The sequence below is a fragment of the Nostoc sp. genome (assembly GCF_036917415.1).
In the GTDB taxonomy this organism is placed as follows: Bacteria; Cyanobacteriota; Cyanobacteriia; order Cyanobacteriales; family Nostocaceae; genus Nostoc.
The window spans coordinates 106,099-124,701 of sequence record NZ_JBALDJ010000107.1; the positions used below are offsets into that span (position 1 = coordinate 106,099).

Annotated in this window: 15 protein-coding genes and 1 tRNA gene; 8 read left to right on the forward strand and 8 right to left on the reverse strand. The window is 41.0% G+C overall.

Annotation, left to right across the window (positions count from 1 at the left end; all coding sequences use genetic code 11):
- Window positions 1–57: 57 nt before the first annotated feature.
- The 6 genes from V7K41_RS23425 to V7K41_RS23450 all read right to left on the reverse strand — a co-directional run bounded on the left by V7K41_RS23425 (window position 58) and on the right by V7K41_RS23450 (window position 5,168).
- A complete protein-coding gene (locus tag V7K41_RS23425; RefSeq protein WP_334852089.1) occupies window positions 58–447 on the reverse strand; it encodes a type II toxin-antitoxin system VapC family toxin in 390 nt (129 codons plus the stop codon).
- Entirely contained in the window at window positions 440–1,501 is a 1,062-nt protein-coding gene (locus V7K41_RS23430; protein ID WP_334852090.1) for a hypothetical protein, read from the reverse strand. Before V7K41_RS23430 ends, V7K41_RS23425 begins: the two co-directional genes overlap by 8 nt.
- Window positions 1,498–1,908 carry a RusA family crossover junction endodeoxyribonuclease gene (locus tag V7K41_RS23435; RefSeq protein WP_334852092.1) on the reverse strand — a complete coding sequence of 137 codons (411 nt, stop codon included), beginning with the start codon at window positions 1,906–1,908 and terminating at the stop codon, window positions 1,498–1,500. The genes V7K41_RS23430 and V7K41_RS23435 overlap by 4 nt, the downstream gene beginning before the upstream one ends.
- Before the next feature lie 105 nt (window positions 1,909–2,013).
- A complete protein-coding gene (locus V7K41_RS23440) occupies window positions 2,014–2,484 on the reverse strand; it encodes a DUF29 domain-containing protein (RefSeq protein ID WP_334852093.1) in 471 nt (156 codons plus the stop codon).
- A 241-nt stretch (window positions 2,485–2,725) separates the two neighbouring features.
- A complete protein-coding gene (locus tag V7K41_RS23445; RefSeq protein ID WP_334852095.1) occupies window positions 2,726–4,009 on the reverse strand; it encodes a DHH family phosphoesterase in 1,284 nt (427 codons plus the stop codon).
- A gap of 661 nt (window positions 4,010–4,670) precedes the next feature.
- Window positions 4,671–5,168, reverse strand: coding sequence for an HNH endonuclease (locus tag V7K41_RS23450; protein WP_334852097.1), 498 nt, complete (start codon window positions 5,166–5,168; stop codon window positions 4,671–4,673).
- A gap of 397 nt (window positions 5,169–5,565) precedes the next feature.
- Here V7K41_RS23450 and alr point away from each other — a divergent pair, with 397 nt between their 5' ends.
- Window positions 5,566–6,753 (forward strand): alanine racemase, encoded by a 1,188-nt coding sequence (gene alr / locus V7K41_RS23455; protein WP_334852099.1) that lies wholly within the window; start codon window positions 5,566–5,568, stop codon window positions 6,751–6,753.
- Window positions 6,754–6,987: 234 nt separating this feature from the next.
- Window positions 6,988–7,069 (forward strand) — tRNA-Leu (locus V7K41_RS23460).
- Window positions 7,070–7,574: 505 nt separating this feature from the next.
- Here the strand turns inward: V7K41_RS23460 and V7K41_RS23465 are convergent.
- Window positions 7,575–7,736, reverse strand: a complete 162-nt coding sequence (locus V7K41_RS23465; RefSeq protein ID WP_334852101.1) for a hypothetical protein — start codon at window positions 7,734–7,736, stop codon at window positions 7,575–7,577.
- Here V7K41_RS23465 and V7K41_RS23470 point away from each other — a divergent pair.
- Window positions 7,723–8,436, forward strand: a complete 714-nt coding sequence (locus V7K41_RS23470) for a Uma2 family endonuclease (protein ID WP_334852103.1) — start codon at window positions 7,723–7,725, stop codon at window positions 8,434–8,436. The two genes, V7K41_RS23465 and V7K41_RS23470, sit on opposite strands and share 14 nt — an antisense overlap.
- Window positions 8,437–8,805: 369 nt before the next feature.
- Here V7K41_RS23470 and V7K41_RS23475 read toward each other — a convergent pair whose 3' ends face one another.
- Window positions 8,806–9,477, reverse strand: coding sequence for an HAD family hydrolase (locus V7K41_RS23475; RefSeq protein WP_334852105.1), 672 nt, complete (start codon window positions 9,475–9,477; stop codon window positions 8,806–8,808).
- Window positions 9,478–10,289: 812 nt separating this feature from the next.
- Between V7K41_RS23475 and V7K41_RS23480 the strand changes: the two genes are divergently transcribed.
- The 5 genes from V7K41_RS23480 to V7K41_RS23500 all read left to right on the forward strand — a co-directional run bounded on the left by V7K41_RS23480 (window position 10,290) and on the right by V7K41_RS23500 (window position 18,373).
- Window positions 10,290–11,330, forward strand: coding sequence for a response regulator (locus V7K41_RS23480; protein WP_334852107.1), 1,041 nt, complete (start codon window positions 10,290–10,292; stop codon window positions 11,328–11,330).
- A 62-nt stretch (window positions 11,331–11,392) separates the two neighbouring features.
- Window positions 11,393–11,770: a response regulator gene (locus V7K41_RS23485; RefSeq protein WP_334852109.1), complete on the forward strand. Its 378-nt coding sequence runs from the start codon at window positions 11,393–11,395 to the stop codon at window positions 11,768–11,770.
- A gap of 4 nt (window positions 11,771–11,774) precedes the next feature.
- Complete coding sequence (locus V7K41_RS23490; RefSeq protein ID WP_334852111.1) at window positions 11,775–12,272, forward strand: chemotaxis protein CheW; 498 nt, start codon at window positions 11,775–11,777, stop codon at window positions 12,270–12,272.
- A gap of 61 nt (window positions 12,273–12,333) precedes the next feature.
- The gene (locus tag V7K41_RS23495; protein ID WP_334852113.1) at window positions 12,334–15,168 is read left to right on the forward strand and encodes a methyl-accepting chemotaxis protein; all 2,835 of its coding nucleotides are present in this window, start codon (window positions 12,334–12,336) and stop codon (window positions 15,166–15,168) included.
- Between the two features lie 181 nt (window positions 15,169–15,349).
- Window positions 15,350–18,373: a hybrid sensor histidine kinase/response regulator gene (locus V7K41_RS23500; protein ID WP_334852115.1), complete on the forward strand. Its 3,024-nt coding sequence runs from the start codon at window positions 15,350–15,352 to the stop codon at window positions 18,371–18,373.
- Window positions 18,374–18,603: the final 230 nt, after the last annotated feature.

Genomic DNA, 18,603 nt, shown 5'->3' on the forward strand with positions numbered 1-18,603 from the left:
ATTACGTATTCGTCGTGCCATCTGTCCTTTACAGTACGGTGTTAGACATTCTAAGTATTATGGATATGGCAATAGGTTTAAACCTTGAATAAATCTGTAATCACGTTGGTTTTTTGTGATAAACGGGTAATTTCCCACTATTGCTGTAGCTGCAATAAGACTATCAGGAATGACTAAACCATGACTGAGCCGATAAGACCGCAATAAATCAACTGCTGTGTCAGATACAGCCTGGTCAATCTTAATGATGTAAAACTGCTTGAGAAAGTTTTCTAGTGTTTGTAGCTCTGCTTTGTTAGCACAACCAACCATTAGTTCCATTTGTGTGATTATGCTAATTGCTATGCCAGAACTAGCTTTCAGATTTTGCAAACACTTTACTGCTTCCAGAACACCGCGACCTGCATCAATTAGAATATCAGTATCAACGATGGTTGAGTTAGTCATGTGACTTTGACCACTGATTTTCTCGAACACCACGTACCCAAGCAGTGCTATCAGCTAAATCTTGGCGATCGCTCCACATCCCAATAAAGCTATCATTTATCAAGTCAATATCAGGTGATTGATAGGCAGATTCAACTATTTGGTTTGTCTTTAACTGCTGGTTATTTGATTCAACAATAGAAGAGTCAAAAGACTCATCAATTAAGTGTTGTAAGTCATTGAACTGATTTTCTAAACCTTCTTGTTGTAAACGAGTTTTAATACTTAAGAGTATTTTACCCTTTGTTTCTTTGTCAATATCCCCTAATTCTGAAGCAACGATTTCGTTAAATGTCTGATAATCTTTTGTCAGTCTTTTCATCAGAATCGCCGCTATTTTTTTTATCTCACTTTCATTTACCCATTCCTTTAGCAATTCACGAACTAAATTGTCAAAATCATGCGAAACTTGCAAATTTAGCCTTTCAATGTATCCGTGAGCAAGAGGATTCCGAATTTCAAAGCAAACTAGAGCAAGGTCAAATTGAGAAATTGATAATTCTCCCAAAGAATACAAATGTCTTAGTAATCCTATGACTGGGAAACGTTCAATAGGAATTGAAACATCGATTGCTCGCTTTCTTAAAGCTCCCTCAAATATACTCCACATAAAAAGAAAAGCAGGCTCAACTTCATCATTTTCAATAAGCTTATGTGCTTGGACAAACCGATTGGTTAGCTCTTGCCATGAAGGAAGTTGTTCGTATGTTCCAGGTAATGACTTGGCTTCGATGTCTTCAAGCGTTACCAATAAAAAACGCCAACCTGGATGCGTACTAACTTGCTCTGCTAAAGCCTGTAAACGCTCCACAGAAATTCGGCTGAAGCTGGTTCTTACTTCGATTACTAAACCTGAGTTATTCTTAGTAGCAATGATATCTGGCTGGTAGTTATCCAAATAAAAGGGTAATTCATCCGTTTTCGGTTTAATCAAAACGTGAAATCCTTCACTAACATACTTATCTGCCAGAGATTTTATTTTTTCATCATGTAGAGTTTTAGTATTGTTAATCATAAATATTTTTCCAGTGATTGAGATTCACTCACTTTTACATAAACACACTCTTTACCTGTGATGACAGCACTCTGTAATAAGGAAGGTAGACTTTTAATCTCAATCGGCTCAGACAGAAACCGACGATGACTATCTACATCTGAGACTAAGCTATCATCTTCAAAAACTAAGTCTACAAGTGCATCCTGAATTGGCTTGATAATGTTATTGATGTCAGCCGGATACTCATCACAAAGATAAACTAGCGTTAACTGTAGATCGCCTTTTGTGATGGGACTATTATCTTTCCAAACCTTTTGGGCTTCAACGCGCACAAAATTCTTCCATGCCTGAAGATTTTCTCTTTTCTTTGTCTGTAACGAAACAGGTCGTCTGGGGATGAGAAATTCAAAAGGTATTATTCGCATTCCAAGTGCATATCTTGATAATTAGTTAACAAACTTACAGCAATTTTCACAGATGACTCCTCATGATATTGGGCATATCTACACTTATACAAAATTTCTGCATAGCTATTCCTCAGCGTTAGGATAAAAGTCTAAGTCTAAAATCTCATCTACAGAAAAAGGACAGGCGATCGCAAAGTTATCCTCTGATAAACTAGTTTCCACCATTGCTTCTCGCCGCGCTCTTTGATAGATAGTATTAATCCACTCAGCATCATTTAACAAACGCTGCAAGCTAGGACTTTCTTGCAGTAATTCATCTATATTAAGTCGCTCACGGGTAATAATAACTTGCCAACTGCGACTGCGACATTCGGGTTGATAGTTCCACTTTAGCAAATGCGACAACACCAACCGCAACGCACTTTGCAACGCCCGTTGTTGACTTTTACCCAAGTCCACCACTTCCTCGATTAAGTGTTCTAAATCCAGCGTGTCCCACTGGTGCGAATGCAAAAGCTCTGCTGTCTTCTCTACCCACGCACAAAAATCTTGCTCATAGAGAGTTTGTAACATTTGCAGTTCTATAGACTTCATGGCGCTCCTTCTTCGCAAATAAAATAGGTAGGCGCGAGTTAATTTTATTTTTGCCTACCTATTTAACATTAAGCACGAACTAAATTCTCAATCAGTTCAGCCTCTGTGAAAAGACCAAAATTCCCGGCCTTTTAGAAAAGTCGGGAAATATGTTTATCATGAATGATTTAGGGATGCTATCTGACCAAACACTTTGACTGCTGCATGAGTTAGAAGTTCTTCCCGTCTCTATCATCTCCCTCTATTCTGACTGAATCGGGTTATCTCTGGGATTAACTAACCTCAGCAGTTTTTGCTTAATTTGAGTGTCGAATACTTCCCATTTCATTTTCGCGTATGCAGAATTTTCGTTACTGCCAGATAAGAAGCCCATCGGAATTTCAAAGCCGCCTGCGCTTGTCCTTCCACCACCGAAAAAGCGCCCTGCACTATCTTGTCCAAAGGCTTCTTTGATGAATTCATCGGGGTCAAGGGTGAGTTTGGTGGTTCTCAGGGAGCCAATGACTATTTCTAGTTCTTCGTCTTCGTCGTGAACAATGCCATAAACTACGGCGGTGTGAACATTTTCTTCAGTGACGAGAAAATCAGCCGCTTGGGGGATGGCGTCACGGTCTTCGTAGCGTAAGTAACCAACACCGGCAATGGAAAAGTTATTTTGGACGATGCGATTTTTTAGCGATCGCTCGATCACATCCATTACCCGCTTGGAACAGTTCGCCTGTAAAATGGCGTTCAGCAATTGGGCGTCATAAAATCGGCTTAAATACGCAGCTGCCATAAAATCTTCTTCTTGCGCTTGCATGAGCCGATTTGTATCTGAACGCAAGCCATGCATCAAAGCAGTAGCGCACTTGACGTGTTGATTTATGCTGCTATCTAATGCCAATAATCCCGTTTGGAGGTATTGAGTAAAAATTGTTGCTGTCGCTCTTACATAAGGACGGATATCCTCAAACTCTGATTGCAAATCGCCTTGGATACTGTGATGGTCGATGAGTACCACTAAAGGAATTCCAGCCTGCTGCACCGCTGACAGTAGTTGTGAAGTGGTTCCCTGGTTGTCAATTAATACAAAACCTTGATAAGATGACAAATCTTTAGTTTTCAAGGTTTGCGTTGTCCAGCGTTGGATAGGTAAATTAGTCAGCCTTACCAAGGCAATATTTTCTTGATGGCTCAATGCGCCAGCGTAAATGATTTCACATTTGATATCATATTGCTGGGCAATTAACTGGTAAGCCCAGGCACAGGAAAGGGCATCAGGGTCAGGAAAGTCTTGCAGAATTATCAGTTGGCGATCGTGTCGGTGTGCCAAAAGGGTTTTTTGCAGTTCTTCTGACTTTTGTTGTGTCAGAGAATTACTACGCTGACTAAGATATATAGCCCCATCACCTACCGATGGCGGTAATGACGGACTTTTAAATGCAACTTCCACTGGCGCTTTCTCGATTTCAGGTTCCTCTGGGTTTGGCTCTGTGGTCAATGACAAACTCTCAAACTGAGTAACGGGAGAATTAAAGTACATAGGGAACTTTTTTAAAGTGTGAGGCTCCTTTCATTCAGAAATACTACGAGCAGCAATTCACTGAATTTAGCCACATAATTATGATCTTCGCAAAAATCTCAAGACATTGCACTATACATCTAAGTATATTTCTTATCAGTGACAGCGCTCAACAATCAACTCAATCCTACTAGAGGGCGTACAGCAAGGAACTTTAGTTTATCAAGCTGTATTTGGCAGCATAAATATGTTTTAGGAGTTTTTTCTCTTCCGTAAATTGAATCAGAGGGATTTTTATCTAACTTAAGGTATACTTTCTATCTTGTACTTTAGGATTAGTCCTTGATATTTGAAATATTCTTATGCTTAATATTCTCATTCTTGTGACTATTGAGCAATTAACAATTATTTTTGATGAACAAGGCGTGTTTCGTATCCTCTTCAAAAATTTTGAAAATTTAGAGTGAACTCTAATAAAAAAGGGCAAAATACAGGGGAAATGAGGAGCAAAGGGGAAACTCTATAATAACAAATGTAAAGGCTTGAGCGTTGACGCATTGCGCCTTCGTTGTCAAAAGCCATATAGCCGCCAATTTTTCAACACTCCATAACTAAAGTTATTGGCTATCTCCCAAATAAAAAGGGTATTTCTTCTTTCTCCTCCGCTCCTCTGATTTTTTGTTCAAAGCCCTATAACATACTTTTGCCACTCTGTATGCAGTCCACTCTTAAGATGTTTGCTGACCTCGAAATAGAGACTGCTATAAGGTTGGCGCGGAGGATGACGCAAAGGCATGTGAGCTTCGTGGGGAGTCCGACTGCCTTTTTTGACATTGCAACGGACACAAGCGGTAACAATATTCTCCCAAGCATCGCCCCCGCCGCGCGATCGCGGTATTACATGGTCTAGTGTCAACTCATCCCCTGTGTAACCACAGTATTGACAGGCATGACCATCACGGTGCAATATATTTCGGCGAGTTAGAGGGATTTCTTTATAAGGAACGCGTACATAATGACGCAACCGGATCACGGTCGGCAACGGGAAATCCGTATACAGAAATTTACCGTTGTGTTCCACGCGTTCTGCTTTGCCCTTGATTAAAAGAACTACAGCACGACGCCAACTCGTTATATTGAGAGGTTCGTAAGAGGCGTTTAAGACTAAAACCTTCCCCATTATTTGCGCTCAGGGTATGAGTTTTACAATATATTAACACAAATACACCCTGCTAGGGAAATGAGAAGAAATTATACTTTGGAGAGAATTTGGAAATTGAGTGAGGGGTGAGGAATTAGGAGTTTAGAAGTAAAATTTATAACTTGATTAAAATTATTACGTAGACTGACGCAATCGCGCAGCGTCTTGTAGAGAAGAACGGAGTGAAAAGTGAAGCCGTAAGATTTACTTTTAACTCCTAATTCCTCACTCATAACTCTTAACTTTAGCGCCGCAACATCTTGTATCAATTCCAATCTGAAGGTTAAACTTCCTATTTAATCTGATCTCGCTTTTAGGAGCGTGTATAGATAGATAACTTGAAAGTTTAGCCGTGGCGGGATAGGAGTCAGTACAAATGTTAAGTCGCAAACAAATCCCTGGTGTAGTTCCTAATCAGCAGTGCGATACCTACGCATGGTTTTCGCAACGAGCTTGGGTCGAAATTGATTTAGAGGCGTTGTCGCACAATGTAAAGCAATTGGTGGAGTTTTTATCGCCGTGTACCCAGTTGATGGCAGTAGTAAAAGCTGATGCCTATGGACATGGAGCGGTAACAGTCGCCCAAATTGCCATCCAATCGGGAGCTAGTTGGCTGGGAGTGGCTACAGTTCCAGAAGCTATTCAATTGAGAGAAGGCGGGATTGAAGCGCCCATTTTGATTTTAGGGGCAACTCATACACTAGAGCAGATTCATGCGATCGCTCAATGGAAACTTCAGCCCACACTCTGTAGCCCTAAACAAGCTTTAGTATTTTCTGATACTCTAGAATCGATGAATCATGATTCTCCAGTACCCGTACACATCAAATTAGACACGGGAATGTCTAGATTGGGAACTAATTGGCAGCAAGCTGGCGAATTTGTGCAATTAGTGCAGCGATTACCACATCTTGACATTGCCAGTATTTATTCTCATTTGGCGACAGCAGACGATCCCGATACCACGGCAATGGAAGAACAGCATAAACGATTTGAGGATGCGATCGCTCAAATCAAAGCAATGGGAATTCAAGTACGCTGTTTGCACTTGGCAAACTCAGCTGCTGCACTCACAAATCCAGCACTGCACTACGACATGGTACGTGTAGGTTTAGCTGTTTACGGATTATATCCAGCACCGCATTTACAAAATGCGATCGACCTCAAGCCTGTTTTGGAACTTAAGGCACGAGTTACCCAAGTCAAAACAATTGCCGCAGGAACTGCTGTTAGCTACGGGCATCAATTTATTGCCCCACGTGAACTTCGCCTCGCCGTCGTGGGAATTGGCTATGCTGACGGTGTTCCCCGTAGTCTTTCCAACAAAATGCAGGCGTTAATTCGCGGTCAGCGGGTGTCGCAAATTGGGACAATTACAATGGATCAGTTGATGCTGGATGTGAGTGCCATACCCAATATCCAAGAAGGGGAAGTAGTCACCTTGCTAGGGGAACAGGGAAAAGAACAAATTTCAGCAGACGATTGGGCAAAACAATTAAACACTATTTCTTGGGAAATTCTCTGTGGATTCAAGCATCGTCTGCCTCGTGTTGCAGTTATGTAATTGGGCATGGGACAAAACAGTTCCGAGTTTCGAGTTCCGTTAGCGGAAGCGGGGCGTTTAGCCCGTGCTGAGTAAAGAAGTGAGATTCCCCACTCAGCACTCAGCACTCCTGAAGGGCATTGGGCATTGGAAGAAGACTTACTGCAACTTTTGCTCTGCTTTATTATTGTCCACTTCCTATTTCCTATTCCCTATTCCCAAAAATAATTTCTTATGGTAATATAATAAACTGATGCGGATGTGGCGGAATTGGCAGACGCGCTAGATTTAGGTTCTAGTTCCGAAAGGAGTGAAGGTTCAAGTCCTTTCATCCGCACTTGTAATTGTGGAAAATCGCATGAGTCAACAGGCTCATCTGTTATACAAGGACTAATTATTTATCGTCGGTGACAGATTAATCTCATAATGACAATTAAAATGTCATTATGACAAATTAGTGTCGCTTAAGGACTAGAGACAAATTTAATCTCGTTAAGATAATACACCCTGTAATTATCATACAGAACAATTAAAACAAGCGGATGAAAGGATTTGCTTTCAACGCATCCCTAAATTTAATAATTACTAAAACCTAGCTCTAATCTCAGTTTGAAAGATTTTTAAATCCTCCCATTGCTGAGAGGACGGTTGCAAGCAATGCTGCTTTACCCGTGGGGACGGTTGTTTGTCTTTCAACCCTCCCATTGCTGAGAGGACGGTTGCAACTTCAGCCCATTCTTTTGAATAGCCTTATCCACGCGATCGCACGAACAACCTTTGCAACTGGCAGAGAAGTGCGGGCTACGCCAAGGCATCCATCCTCTTTTTACCTGAAACTGTCATTAAACGATGCCTGGGTTTGGGTACACCAACGCATATTTTGAAATCAAGCGATCGCGTTGCGAAGAAAATGAATAAAGTCGAGCTAAGGTATTACTCGTTTCCATCCTTTGATAGAATCGGCTTATCTGTTGCCAGAGAATCAATCCTGTGGAAAACCCCATTGCTCTACCTCTGCTCCCAACGGCGGCTGAACTTCCCGACTCTGACGATTGCCCTGTGGATAACGAACTGCAAAACCTAGTTCCTAACTTACTATTGGCTATTTTGTCAGCTATTTGGAGCGATCGCCAGGATTGGTTCTTTGGTGTGGATATGGGCATCTATTACCTACCGACTGCGCCACGGAAAGCCATCGTCCCCGATGGTTTTTTGAGCTTGGGTGTGGAACGGCGGCGACAACCGAGTGGAAGACTCAGTTACGTGCTGTGGGAAGAGAATTGGATTCCACCAACTTTGGTTGTAGAAGTTGTTTCCCAAACCTATGACGGAGAATACGACATTAAACTAGGCAAATATCTGGATTTGGGAGTGTTGTATTACGCGATCTACAATCCTGACTATTGGCAGCGAGATAATCATGCTCCCTTTGAAGTGTACCAGCGATTTGACGATAAGTTTATTTTGCAATCGCAAGAGAAGTTTTGGATACCGGAATTGCAACTGGCGATTGGTGTAGCTGCGGGTATTTACAAAGGTTGGGAGCGGGAATGGTTGTTTTGGTTTGATCGAGCTGGCGATCGCTTTTCTAGTCCAGATGAGCGAGTCGAACAAGCTCAACAGCGAGCCGAACAAGCAGAACAAGCTCTACAAGACTTGCAAAATCGTCTCAAACAGCGCGGTATTGACTCAGATAGTTTGTAACTCTGAAGAAACACTTGGATGTAAGGCTTATGGAGTAAGGGAGAGAAAAGAGAGAGCATTTGACTTTGCCTGAGATGGGTAGTTTTGGCATCTAGCTTTACTACAGATGCATAGGCGAAGCCCGTCGCAGACATCGCCTCCAGCTCTTTTTGGCTAGGACGAGGATTAAAATGAAATCGCTCCCACCTAGCTTTAATTTGTCACGGCGACATTTACAGCAGTTTTCGTTTGGATGAAGTACAAAGTCACTAGTTTTGAGGCAGGAGGCAGGAGGCAGTTATGCTGGAGGCAGAAGAATAATTTAATTTTTGAGTCCTCGGTTTTGTACCTCACGCTTGTTGCAAACTGCTGTAATTAGTCACTGTACAATTAAGCTAAATCTGAGGTGAGGAGTTTTTCAATTAGTTCGATAACACCATCCCCCCGACTACCATTAGTCACAAAATCCACGCGCTCTTTGAGCATCGGTAAAGCATTGGCAACTGCTACTGAATAACCACAAAAACTCAGGAAATCACAGTCATTTTCTGCATCGCCAATCCCGACTACATTTTCAGATGATAACTGCATCTGAGCCAAAACGGCGGCTAACCCTGTGGCTTTATTAATTCCTGACGGTAGAACCATCACCGCAGCTTTGTTCAATATGACTTGTAATTCTAATCCCAAGTGGCGGATAGTTTCTAAAACTGTGGTTTCATGGGGATGCCATGTAGCGACAATTACACGACCAACTGACAGAGGTTTGACTTGGCGATCGCGCAATGCGTTAATAAATTCTGCTGATGGTTGCGAACCTAATAGTCTCTCTTTACGGGTAGCTGGTGAGTACAGCAAAGCGCCGTTTTCTGCTACTACATAATCAAATAAATTTACTTGTACAAAAACTTGCAGCAATTCATCTAGCTGTCTACCTGTCACCAAGATGAGTTTGTAACCAGAACTTCGCAGATGTGAAAGTGCTGCCAAAGTATTTTTATTTACATGATTATCAGTTGCTAGTGTACCGTCGTAATCAGTAGCCAATACAGAATAACGCATAATGTTACTCAATTTTTGTTATTGGTTTGTCATTGTATTGTATTGCTTACCAATGGCGGGTTTTTATTGTAAATTCATAAGTTTTGATCGACTTTTGGTTATATCTAACCTGTTCCATAAATTCAGGTATATATAGCAATTCTATTAAGGCAAGCTTATACGCCCAGGTGAGTAAGGAAGTGGGCACGATAAAACCAATATATTATCCTACTCACACTACATCAACAATAGGAATAATTTTGCTGTGCGATCGTGTATTTTGAACAACCAGAAAAATTAACCTGGAGACGCCGGTTAATTTCACACCTTTTTTTGGTACAGTTGCTAACCGTTCTGAATTATGTTTTATTTTTGTCAGAAAAATCAGTATTATCCCTGTAGTCACAACGGGGCTATTTAATGAAAAGTGGCTTCATATAGTTCTTACCTGTTTAAAAACTAGACTTTAATTAAGTGTAAATACGGTAGTTCAAACATATTACCGTTTGCAAAATCAGTATTATTCCTGTGGTCAGATTAGGGTTACTCAATGGAAAGTGGCTTCATCTAGTCTTGACATTTTTATGTCTTATTTCTCGAAAGATGTTGATAAATCTCAGTAATAGTAAGTATATTAATCACAATTTACGAACTTATTAAGATTTGCTCATCTGAAAATAACGCTACTCTCGTTGAGTTTGACCACAAAACTAGATGTGAACTGATGTATTTTTAAATACAAAAGTTTAATATTTTTTACTTGATTTTAATTGTGGAATAACTTTACACGAATTTGGATTACACGTATCGAATTTAGCTGAAGTGAAAGCAAAATGAGCACAACTCCTATAGGTAGCTACAGGTTGTTCCAGAAACTACATCCGCTATCTCTGTTGGCACAATTAACAAGTCGCCATGCTACAGGTTGCTTAAGCGTATTTACCGGGATAGTTTCTTGGTCAATCTATCTAGAGGACGGTAAACTTACTTATGCCTCCTATTCAGATAAACTATTTGAGCGCCTTGATAGTCACTTACGGCGCTTGAGTCAGCAAATTCCCCCTCTCAACAGCGCCACTCGCATACAGATGCGGCTAATGTTTGAGACGAAAAATGAACATCAATCAATACCAAATGCAGATTACCAAGCTATTTGTTGGTTAGTAAATCAGGAATATATTACCTCTGTGCAAGCAGGAAACCTGATAGATGAATTAGCAAAAGAAGTAATGGAATCATTTCTGTGTTTAAAAGAAGGTAGCTATGAATTCAGTTCAGAAAGCTCTTTGGATGAACTACCAAAGTTCTGCCACCTAGATTTACGGTTACTTGTTGAACACTGTCAAAAGCAGTTACGAAATCGGCAAAATATTCAGTCATCAATTCCGGCTGGTGGGAGTTCTCAAGTTCAGCCACAGCTGCAAATAAAGCTTGGGCAAAAATTGCCAATACCAATCAATTTTGATATTCCTGAGAATAATAAAACTACTCAGCCACCTGTTGGCAAAAAACTATATACAATTGCCTGCATTGATGATAGCCAAACAGTTTTGAATTCCATCAAGCATTTTTTGGATGAAAACACATTTTCAGTTGTAACAATCAACGATCCAGTAAAAGCTTTAATGCAAATTCTGCGGAGTAAGCCCGATCTGATTTTGCTAGATGTTGAAATGCCAAGTTTAGATGGCTACGAGCTATGTTCTTTATTACGGAAACATTCAGCTTTTAAAAATACACCAATTGTTATGGTAACTGGTAGAACAGGATTTATCGACAGGGCAAAGGCGAAAATGGTCAGATCGTCAGGATATTTGACCAAGCCTTTTACACAATCAGAATTGCTAAAAATGGTTTTTAAGCATATTGGTTGATTGGAACAAGGTAAATAAAAATAACAAAATATGTTTAACTTATTTTTTGAGGAGATTTAATAGTGAGCCTGACTTTGCTTGGCACAATTCTGATTGTAGAAGATTCTCCCAGCGAATTGGAATTAATGAGCCATTATCTCAAAGAGAGTGGTTACAACGTAATTAAAGCAAGTGGTGCAAAAGAGGGTTTAGAAAAAGCTGTGTTAGAAAAACCAGATGCGATCGTTACTGATGTAGTAATGCCAGAAATGAGTGGATTTGAATTATGTCGTTCTCTGAGAAGAAATCCGATTACTGCAAAAGTGCCGATTGTAGTTTGTAGTTCCAAAAATCAAGAAATTGACCGTTTGTGGGCAATAAGACAAGGTGCAGATGCCTATATAACTAAACCTTACACCCGCGAACATCTCCTACGTACTATTAAATTAGTGGTAATTTGAATCAATGACTAATACAAACATTACTCTTTCTTCAAAACCAATCCCAAATAATTTAGCAGATGGTTATCTGAAGTTTCAGCTAAATCAACAAACATCTGCTGTTTTATCAATAAGGCATACGCAAGAAGCAATTATTGTGCCTATTGAATCTATTACGTCAATGCCCAATATGCCGTCCTGCATATTAGGATTAATGAATTGGCGGAGTCGGATAATTTGGGTAGTTGATTTACCAAGAATGCTCAATTTAGAATCCCTAGATTATCGATTGCGACAGTACAATGTAATAATTATTCAAGTGGAATTATTAGTGTTGGGCTTAGTTGTACAAGAAATAAAAGGTACAACTAAGTTCATAGTTGATGAGATTCATTCTCCTATTGGACAAGTGGCATCCAGTTTAGTTCCTTATTTATGTGGGTGCGTTGTGCAACAGGAAGAAATATTATTGGTATTAGATGCACAGGCGATTGTGCAGTCTTCTATTCTCCGCAGTGATTAGGGTTTACTACTAAAAAAAGATTTTTAGTGTTCTTATTCACATACTTAGGAGAGTTACTTTTATGTTTAATAAAACCAATACGAATCAAGGTAATAGCGCTCAAAATCGAGCATCACTGATTTCATCCCAAAAAGCCATTGGAACTGTAGTAAAACTACCAACTAAGCTGACTACTGAAACTGCTAATAATTCTTATTTGAATCAAGGGATTGCCTATTTTACAAGGCTGGGATTGGTTAAGAAAGCGACTATTTTAGCGATCGCAATCGGTACAATACCAGTATTGGGCATCGGTGCGATCGCTTTTGGTTTTGCCAACAAATCGATTACTAAGCAAATTACTCAATCTCAACAAGCCCAAGCCACTGGCTTAAGCGATAAAGTTAACCGCTTCATGCTGGGACGCTACGGTGATATTCAGGTAATATCAAACTTGCTATTTTTGACAAGTCCCCAAGCTGGTGTCAATATCACTACTCAAGAAAAGCAAGCAGTCTTAGATCGGGTTGTCGAAGCCTACAAAGCTTATGACAGTATTGCTGTTTTTGATCGCCAAGGTAACTTGATTGTCCAGTCCACAGGCGAACCCCTGGAAAATCAAAAAGACCATACCTATTTTCAAGATGCTTTACAAAAAGATACTCCTGTGGTCAGCAAACCGGAAGCAGCAAAAAATACTGGTGTTGTAAGTATTTATCTAGCCGCACCTGTGAAAGAGACAAGGACGGGCCAAACTATTGGCGTGGTACAAGCACGTATCCCCGGAAAATCTTTAGAGGAAGTCATCAAAAACTACGCAGCCAACGGACAACAATACCATTTGCTCGATGCTTCGGGAACAGTTTTCTTAAGTCCCCAAAAGGAATTATTAGGGAAAGAGGCCAAGGGAGAGTATTCTAATTTACCTAAGCTGCTAGCAGCTAAAAAGGTAGATAGTTTTATAGAAGTTCCCAAAACTCACAAAAAACAAAAACTAGTTAGTTATGTACCAGCTAGTACCCTAGATGGCTTACCTGATTTAAACTGGCAGGTACTTTTATCTACAGACACCGCAACTGTATTTGAACCGCAAAGACAATTATTGTGGACTATAGCCATTGGTACAGCAGTGACAGCATTGATTGTGGGTGCGATCGCATCTCGGTTAGCTAAACTGACTACACAGCCAATTCTCAATGCAACTGCGGCATTAGCAAAGTTAGGTCAAGGTAAATTTAATACCCGTCTGCAAATCGAAAGAGAAGACGAATTAGGGGTATTGAGTGCAAATATCAACCTGATGGCTGAACAATTGCAGGTCTTAGTTAAGGAACAGCAACAAGAACTGGACGTTGAAGGGGCAAAATTACTAGCAGATATTACCCTACGGATTCGGAGAAGTCTCAAAACTGAAGAGATTTATCACGCAGCAGTCAAAGAAGTTCAGCGAATTCTAAAAACAGACCGGGTAATCATTTATAGTCTGAATCCAGATACTTTGGCTGGCGTTGTCGTTGCAGAATCGATAACTGGTAATTGGCCGGAAATGCTGGGAGTGCAAATTGATCACCCCTATTTTCGGGAACATTATCTAGAAACTTATGGCGATGGAGAGGTGCAAGCAGTTGCCAACATTCATCAAGACCAAAGCCTGAAAAATGCCGACGGTTACATCCAACTGTTGGAAAAATTTGCTGTCAAAGGTAATTTGATCGTACCGATTCTTGCCCAAGAAAAGCTTTTAGGCTTACTAATTGCTCATCATTGCGAAACTCCTCGTGTTTGGCAACAGCCGGAAATGGACTTGTTTCAACAGATAGCAACTCAAGTCGGCTATGCCTTAGAACAAGCCAAGTTATTAGAAGAGATAGAGAAAATCAGAAATGTTGCTGTAACCGGATCAAACGAAGAATGGCAAGAAAACGAAATACTGCAACAACAACTTTTACAACTACTCAACGACGTAGAAGGTGCAGCTAGAGGCGACTTGACAGTGCGTGCAGACGTAACCGCGGGAGAAATCGGCACTGTTGCCGACTTTTTCAACTCCATTGTGGAAAGCCTCCGGGATATTGTTACCCAAGTTAAACAAGCTGCTATCCATGTAAATAGTGCCATTGGCTCTAACGAAGGAGCCATCCGCCACCTAGCAGAGGAAGCACTCACCCAAGCTGCCGAAATCAACCACACCCTTGATGCTGTTGACCAAATGACCCAATCAATGAAAGCTGTAGCCGAAAGTGCCGAAAAAGCTGCCTTCATTGCTAACCATGCTGCTCATACCGCCACCAAGAGTGGACACGCGATGGATTTGACAGTACAAAATATCCTGTCTTTGCGGGAAACAGTGGGTGAAACTGCCAAGAAAGTCAAACGTTTGGGAGAGTCTTCGCAACAAATTTCTCGCGTAGTTTCCTTGATTAACCAAATCGCGATTCAAACCAACTTGCTTGCTATCAACGCCGGTATTGAAGCAGCACGTGCGGGTGAAGAAGGTCAAGGTTTTGCCGTAGTGGCTGAAGAAGTCGGCGAACTAGCAGTTAGGAGTGCCGCAGCAACCCAAGAAATTGAGCAAATTGTTGAAAATATCCAACGAGAAACCAGTGAAGTGGTGCAAGCAATGGAAATAGGCACTACCCAAGTGGTAGAAGGTACTCGAATTGTAGAGGAGGCGAAACAAAGTCTAAGTCAAATTTTGGATGTATCGTGTCAAATTGACTCCTTAGTGCAGTCGATTTCTACTGCAACTGCATCTCAGGTGGAAACATCGCAAAGTGTTAGCCAATTGATGAAAGATATCGCTGCAATATCACAACGCACCAGCGATTCTTCTCACCAAGTTTCCCAATCTCTGCAACAAACTGTGGACATTTCCCAGCAGTTGCAAGAGACTGTCGAGGCTTTCAAAGTTAGTTAAGTTTGTCATTTGTCATTTGTCATTTGTCATTTGTCATTTGTCATTTTACTAATGACCAATGTCTAATGACTTTTGTCATTTGCCATTTGTCCTTTGTCGTTTTACTAAGACCAATGACCAATGACTAATGACTAACGATCAATGACCAATGACCAATGACCAATGACTAAGGACAAAAACCATGCTACAAGACAAAGAACTAGAAATCCAGATGCAGTTTCTGGAAGAGGCAACAGATTATTTAAATACCTTAGAAGGGGTATTGCTGGAAATCGATACTAGTAACCGCATCGATTTGGATAAAATCAATGCTGCACTCCGGGCCACTCATTCTATTAAAGGTGGTGCGGGGATGATGGGATTTAGATCGCTAAGTGATTTATCTCACCGTCTGGAAGATTCCTTTAAAGTTTTAAAAACTAAAAAAAATTCTTTAGAAATTGATACTCAGTTGCAAAGTTTATTGCTATCTGGAGTTGACTGGCTGCGTCAGATTGTAGAATTGCTTGCAGAAGGGAATGTTGTTGAAGATCAGTGGTTAGCAACTTTTTGTTATCCAATTTTTGATGAGTTGCACGATCGCTTGGGCGACCCTACCCCAGAAGATGCATCAACCATGCTATCCCCAGAGGACGGGCAAGACGTTATCCCTTTGCTATTTGCCACAGAAGTAGAAGAGTGTTTGCAGCGTCTAGAATCTATATTGGCAGATAGCGAACAAGCCAGATTGCATGAAGAAATTGCGATCCTGGCAGATGAATTAGGCGGTTTAGGGGAAATGCTCCAGTTGGCAGCTTTTAGGAAGCTTTGTGAGTCAGTAAGGCAGCATTTGGAAACTGTTAGTAGCTCGCGCATTCCTGAAATTGCCCAGTTAGCATTGCAAGCATGGCGGCGATCGCAAGCTTTGGTGCTGACGAATCAATTAGATAACTTGCCTACAGAAATTGATTTGGGTAGTTATACGCAATCCCAGCCATTATTACCAGCAGAAGTAATACCACAGCTTATCCCCACAGATGTCCTAGACACAGAAGTAGTGTCAACAGCTGTTTGGCAAGCAGAGATAACTCCAGAAACTTGGACTAAAAATGAAGCAACCGCAGCCAATTTTACATTTGTAGATGCAGAATTTACCGATGACGTAAATGCTGTTAATGTCACTGAACACAATACAATATTTGCTAAAGAAGAGAATCCTCCAGATGCCAAATTTAGCGAAGGCAAAGGAGAGCCAGTTGCCGTTGGGAAAGAACGAGAAATTCATGAAAACAGCGTCCGAGTTCCCAGCAAACAACTAGAGCAAATTAATGATTTATTTGGCGAACTGATTGTTCAGCGCAATGGGTTAAACTCACAACTAGAAAGATTACGCAAACTCGTTCGTAACCTCAACCAGCGAGTCCAAGTTCTCGACCGCGAAAACCAGGAATTACGTCTAGTCTCCGACAAAATTTCCACTCAAGCTACCATGTCTAATGGGGCACAGATGCAAGCTGGAAATGGCCACCAAGTACAAGGTATAAACACAGAATTTGATGCCTTAGAAATGGATCGCTATAACGAATTAAACCTGCGATCGCAGGAAGTTATGGAAACCATTGTTCAGGTACAGGAAGTTACAACAGATGTGCAACTCAGCGTAGATGATACAGACCATATTGCTCGTAAACTCAACAAAACATCAAAACAGTTACAGACGAAACTAAATCACATCCGAATGCGGCCGCTATCCGATTTAATTGAACGGTTCCCTAGAGCTTTGCGCGATTTAAATGTAGAGTATGGGAAAAATGTCCAGTTAAAAATTGAAGGTGGTAACACTTTAATTGAACGCAGCATTTTAGAAGCTTTAAACGAACCTTTAATGCACCTGTTAAGGAACGCTTTCGATCATGGTATCGAAGACTCTGCCACGCGTCGCCTTTTGGGTAAACCAGAACAAGGATTAATTGAAATTACAGCTACTCACCGCAGTAATCGCACGATCATCACCATCCGTGATGATGGTTGGGGCATTTCTCTGGAAAAAATTCGTACCCGCGCCCTAGCGATGGGATTGGATGCTTCTCTACTGACTAATGCTAGCGATGAAGAACTGTTATCACTAATTTTTGAACCAGGTTTTACCACCTCTGAGCAAGTAACAGCATTATCTGGTCGCGGTGTCGGTATGGATGTGGTTCGCAACAACCTCAAACTGATTCGAGGAGATGTGAAAGTTGATACAGAACCAGGAGTTGGTACTACCTTCACCCTCTCAGTACCCTTTACACTTTCGGTTGCGCGAGTTCTGCTGGTAGAAATCAACAAAATTCTATTAGCATTTCCTACAGATGTGATTTCAGAAATATCTTTACTCCAAGACGAGCGAGTTTTCGAGATGGCTGGTAGCGAAGTTTTAAATTGGCAAGGAACCATGCTGCCACTGATTCGCCTAACTGGTTATTTAGAATTTAATTGCCTACGCTACGATAGCCCAGAGTTGGAAATTCCGGCAGCCATTAGTACTAACAGTGTGTTAGTAGTCAAAGGTAATAATCAGCCAGTTGCAATCCAAATAGATCGTTGCTGGGGCGAACAAGAAGTTGCAATTCGCCAAGTCGAGGGGAATATACCTTTACCTGAAGGCTTTAGCAACTGCACAATTCTCGGTGATGGTCGAGTTGTGCCACTAGTTAATGTCAATGAGTTACTGTATTGGATTGCTACGAATCAGCGGACTCCCAGAGGCACTCAATTACCATCAGCAAGGTTAAAAACACCGTTCTTGATATTTGATGAAGACAAAATATCAGCAGCATCTATTAAGCAGAAAGGCACAATTTTAATCGTAGATGATTCAATTAATGTACGCCGCTTTTTAGCTTTGACCCTTGAAAAAGGAGGGTATCAAGTAGAGCAAGCGAAAGATGGTCAAGATGCTTTAGAAAAACTCCATAATGGATTGAAAGTTGAGGCGGTAATATGCGATATTGAAATGCCTCGCCTTGATGGTTATGGCTTTTTAGGTAAGGTAAATTCAGACGTTGATACAAAAAATATTCCCGTTGCCATGCTGACTTCTCGTAGCAGCAATAAACATCGGCAACTAGCTATGCAATTGGGGGCGCAAGCTTACTTTTCTAAACCTTATAACGAGCAAGAGTTACTCCAAACGCTGGAGGAAATAATTCGTAATGTTGCAGAAAAGGCAGCTTCTAATTAAAAATTGATAATTCATAATTAGGTTTCAGATATTTTCGTAGTGGCGTGGCACAACTAAAATAGTGCATTAGATGTAGGTTGGGTTGAGCAATGCGAAACCCAACATTGATCGGAGTGTTGGGTTTCGTTCCTCAACCCAACCTACAAATTTTTTTGCAACAATTTAGCCTTGCCGCAGACTACTGCAAAGGATGCAAAGGATATCTACTTATTAATGCCAACTGATGTTGT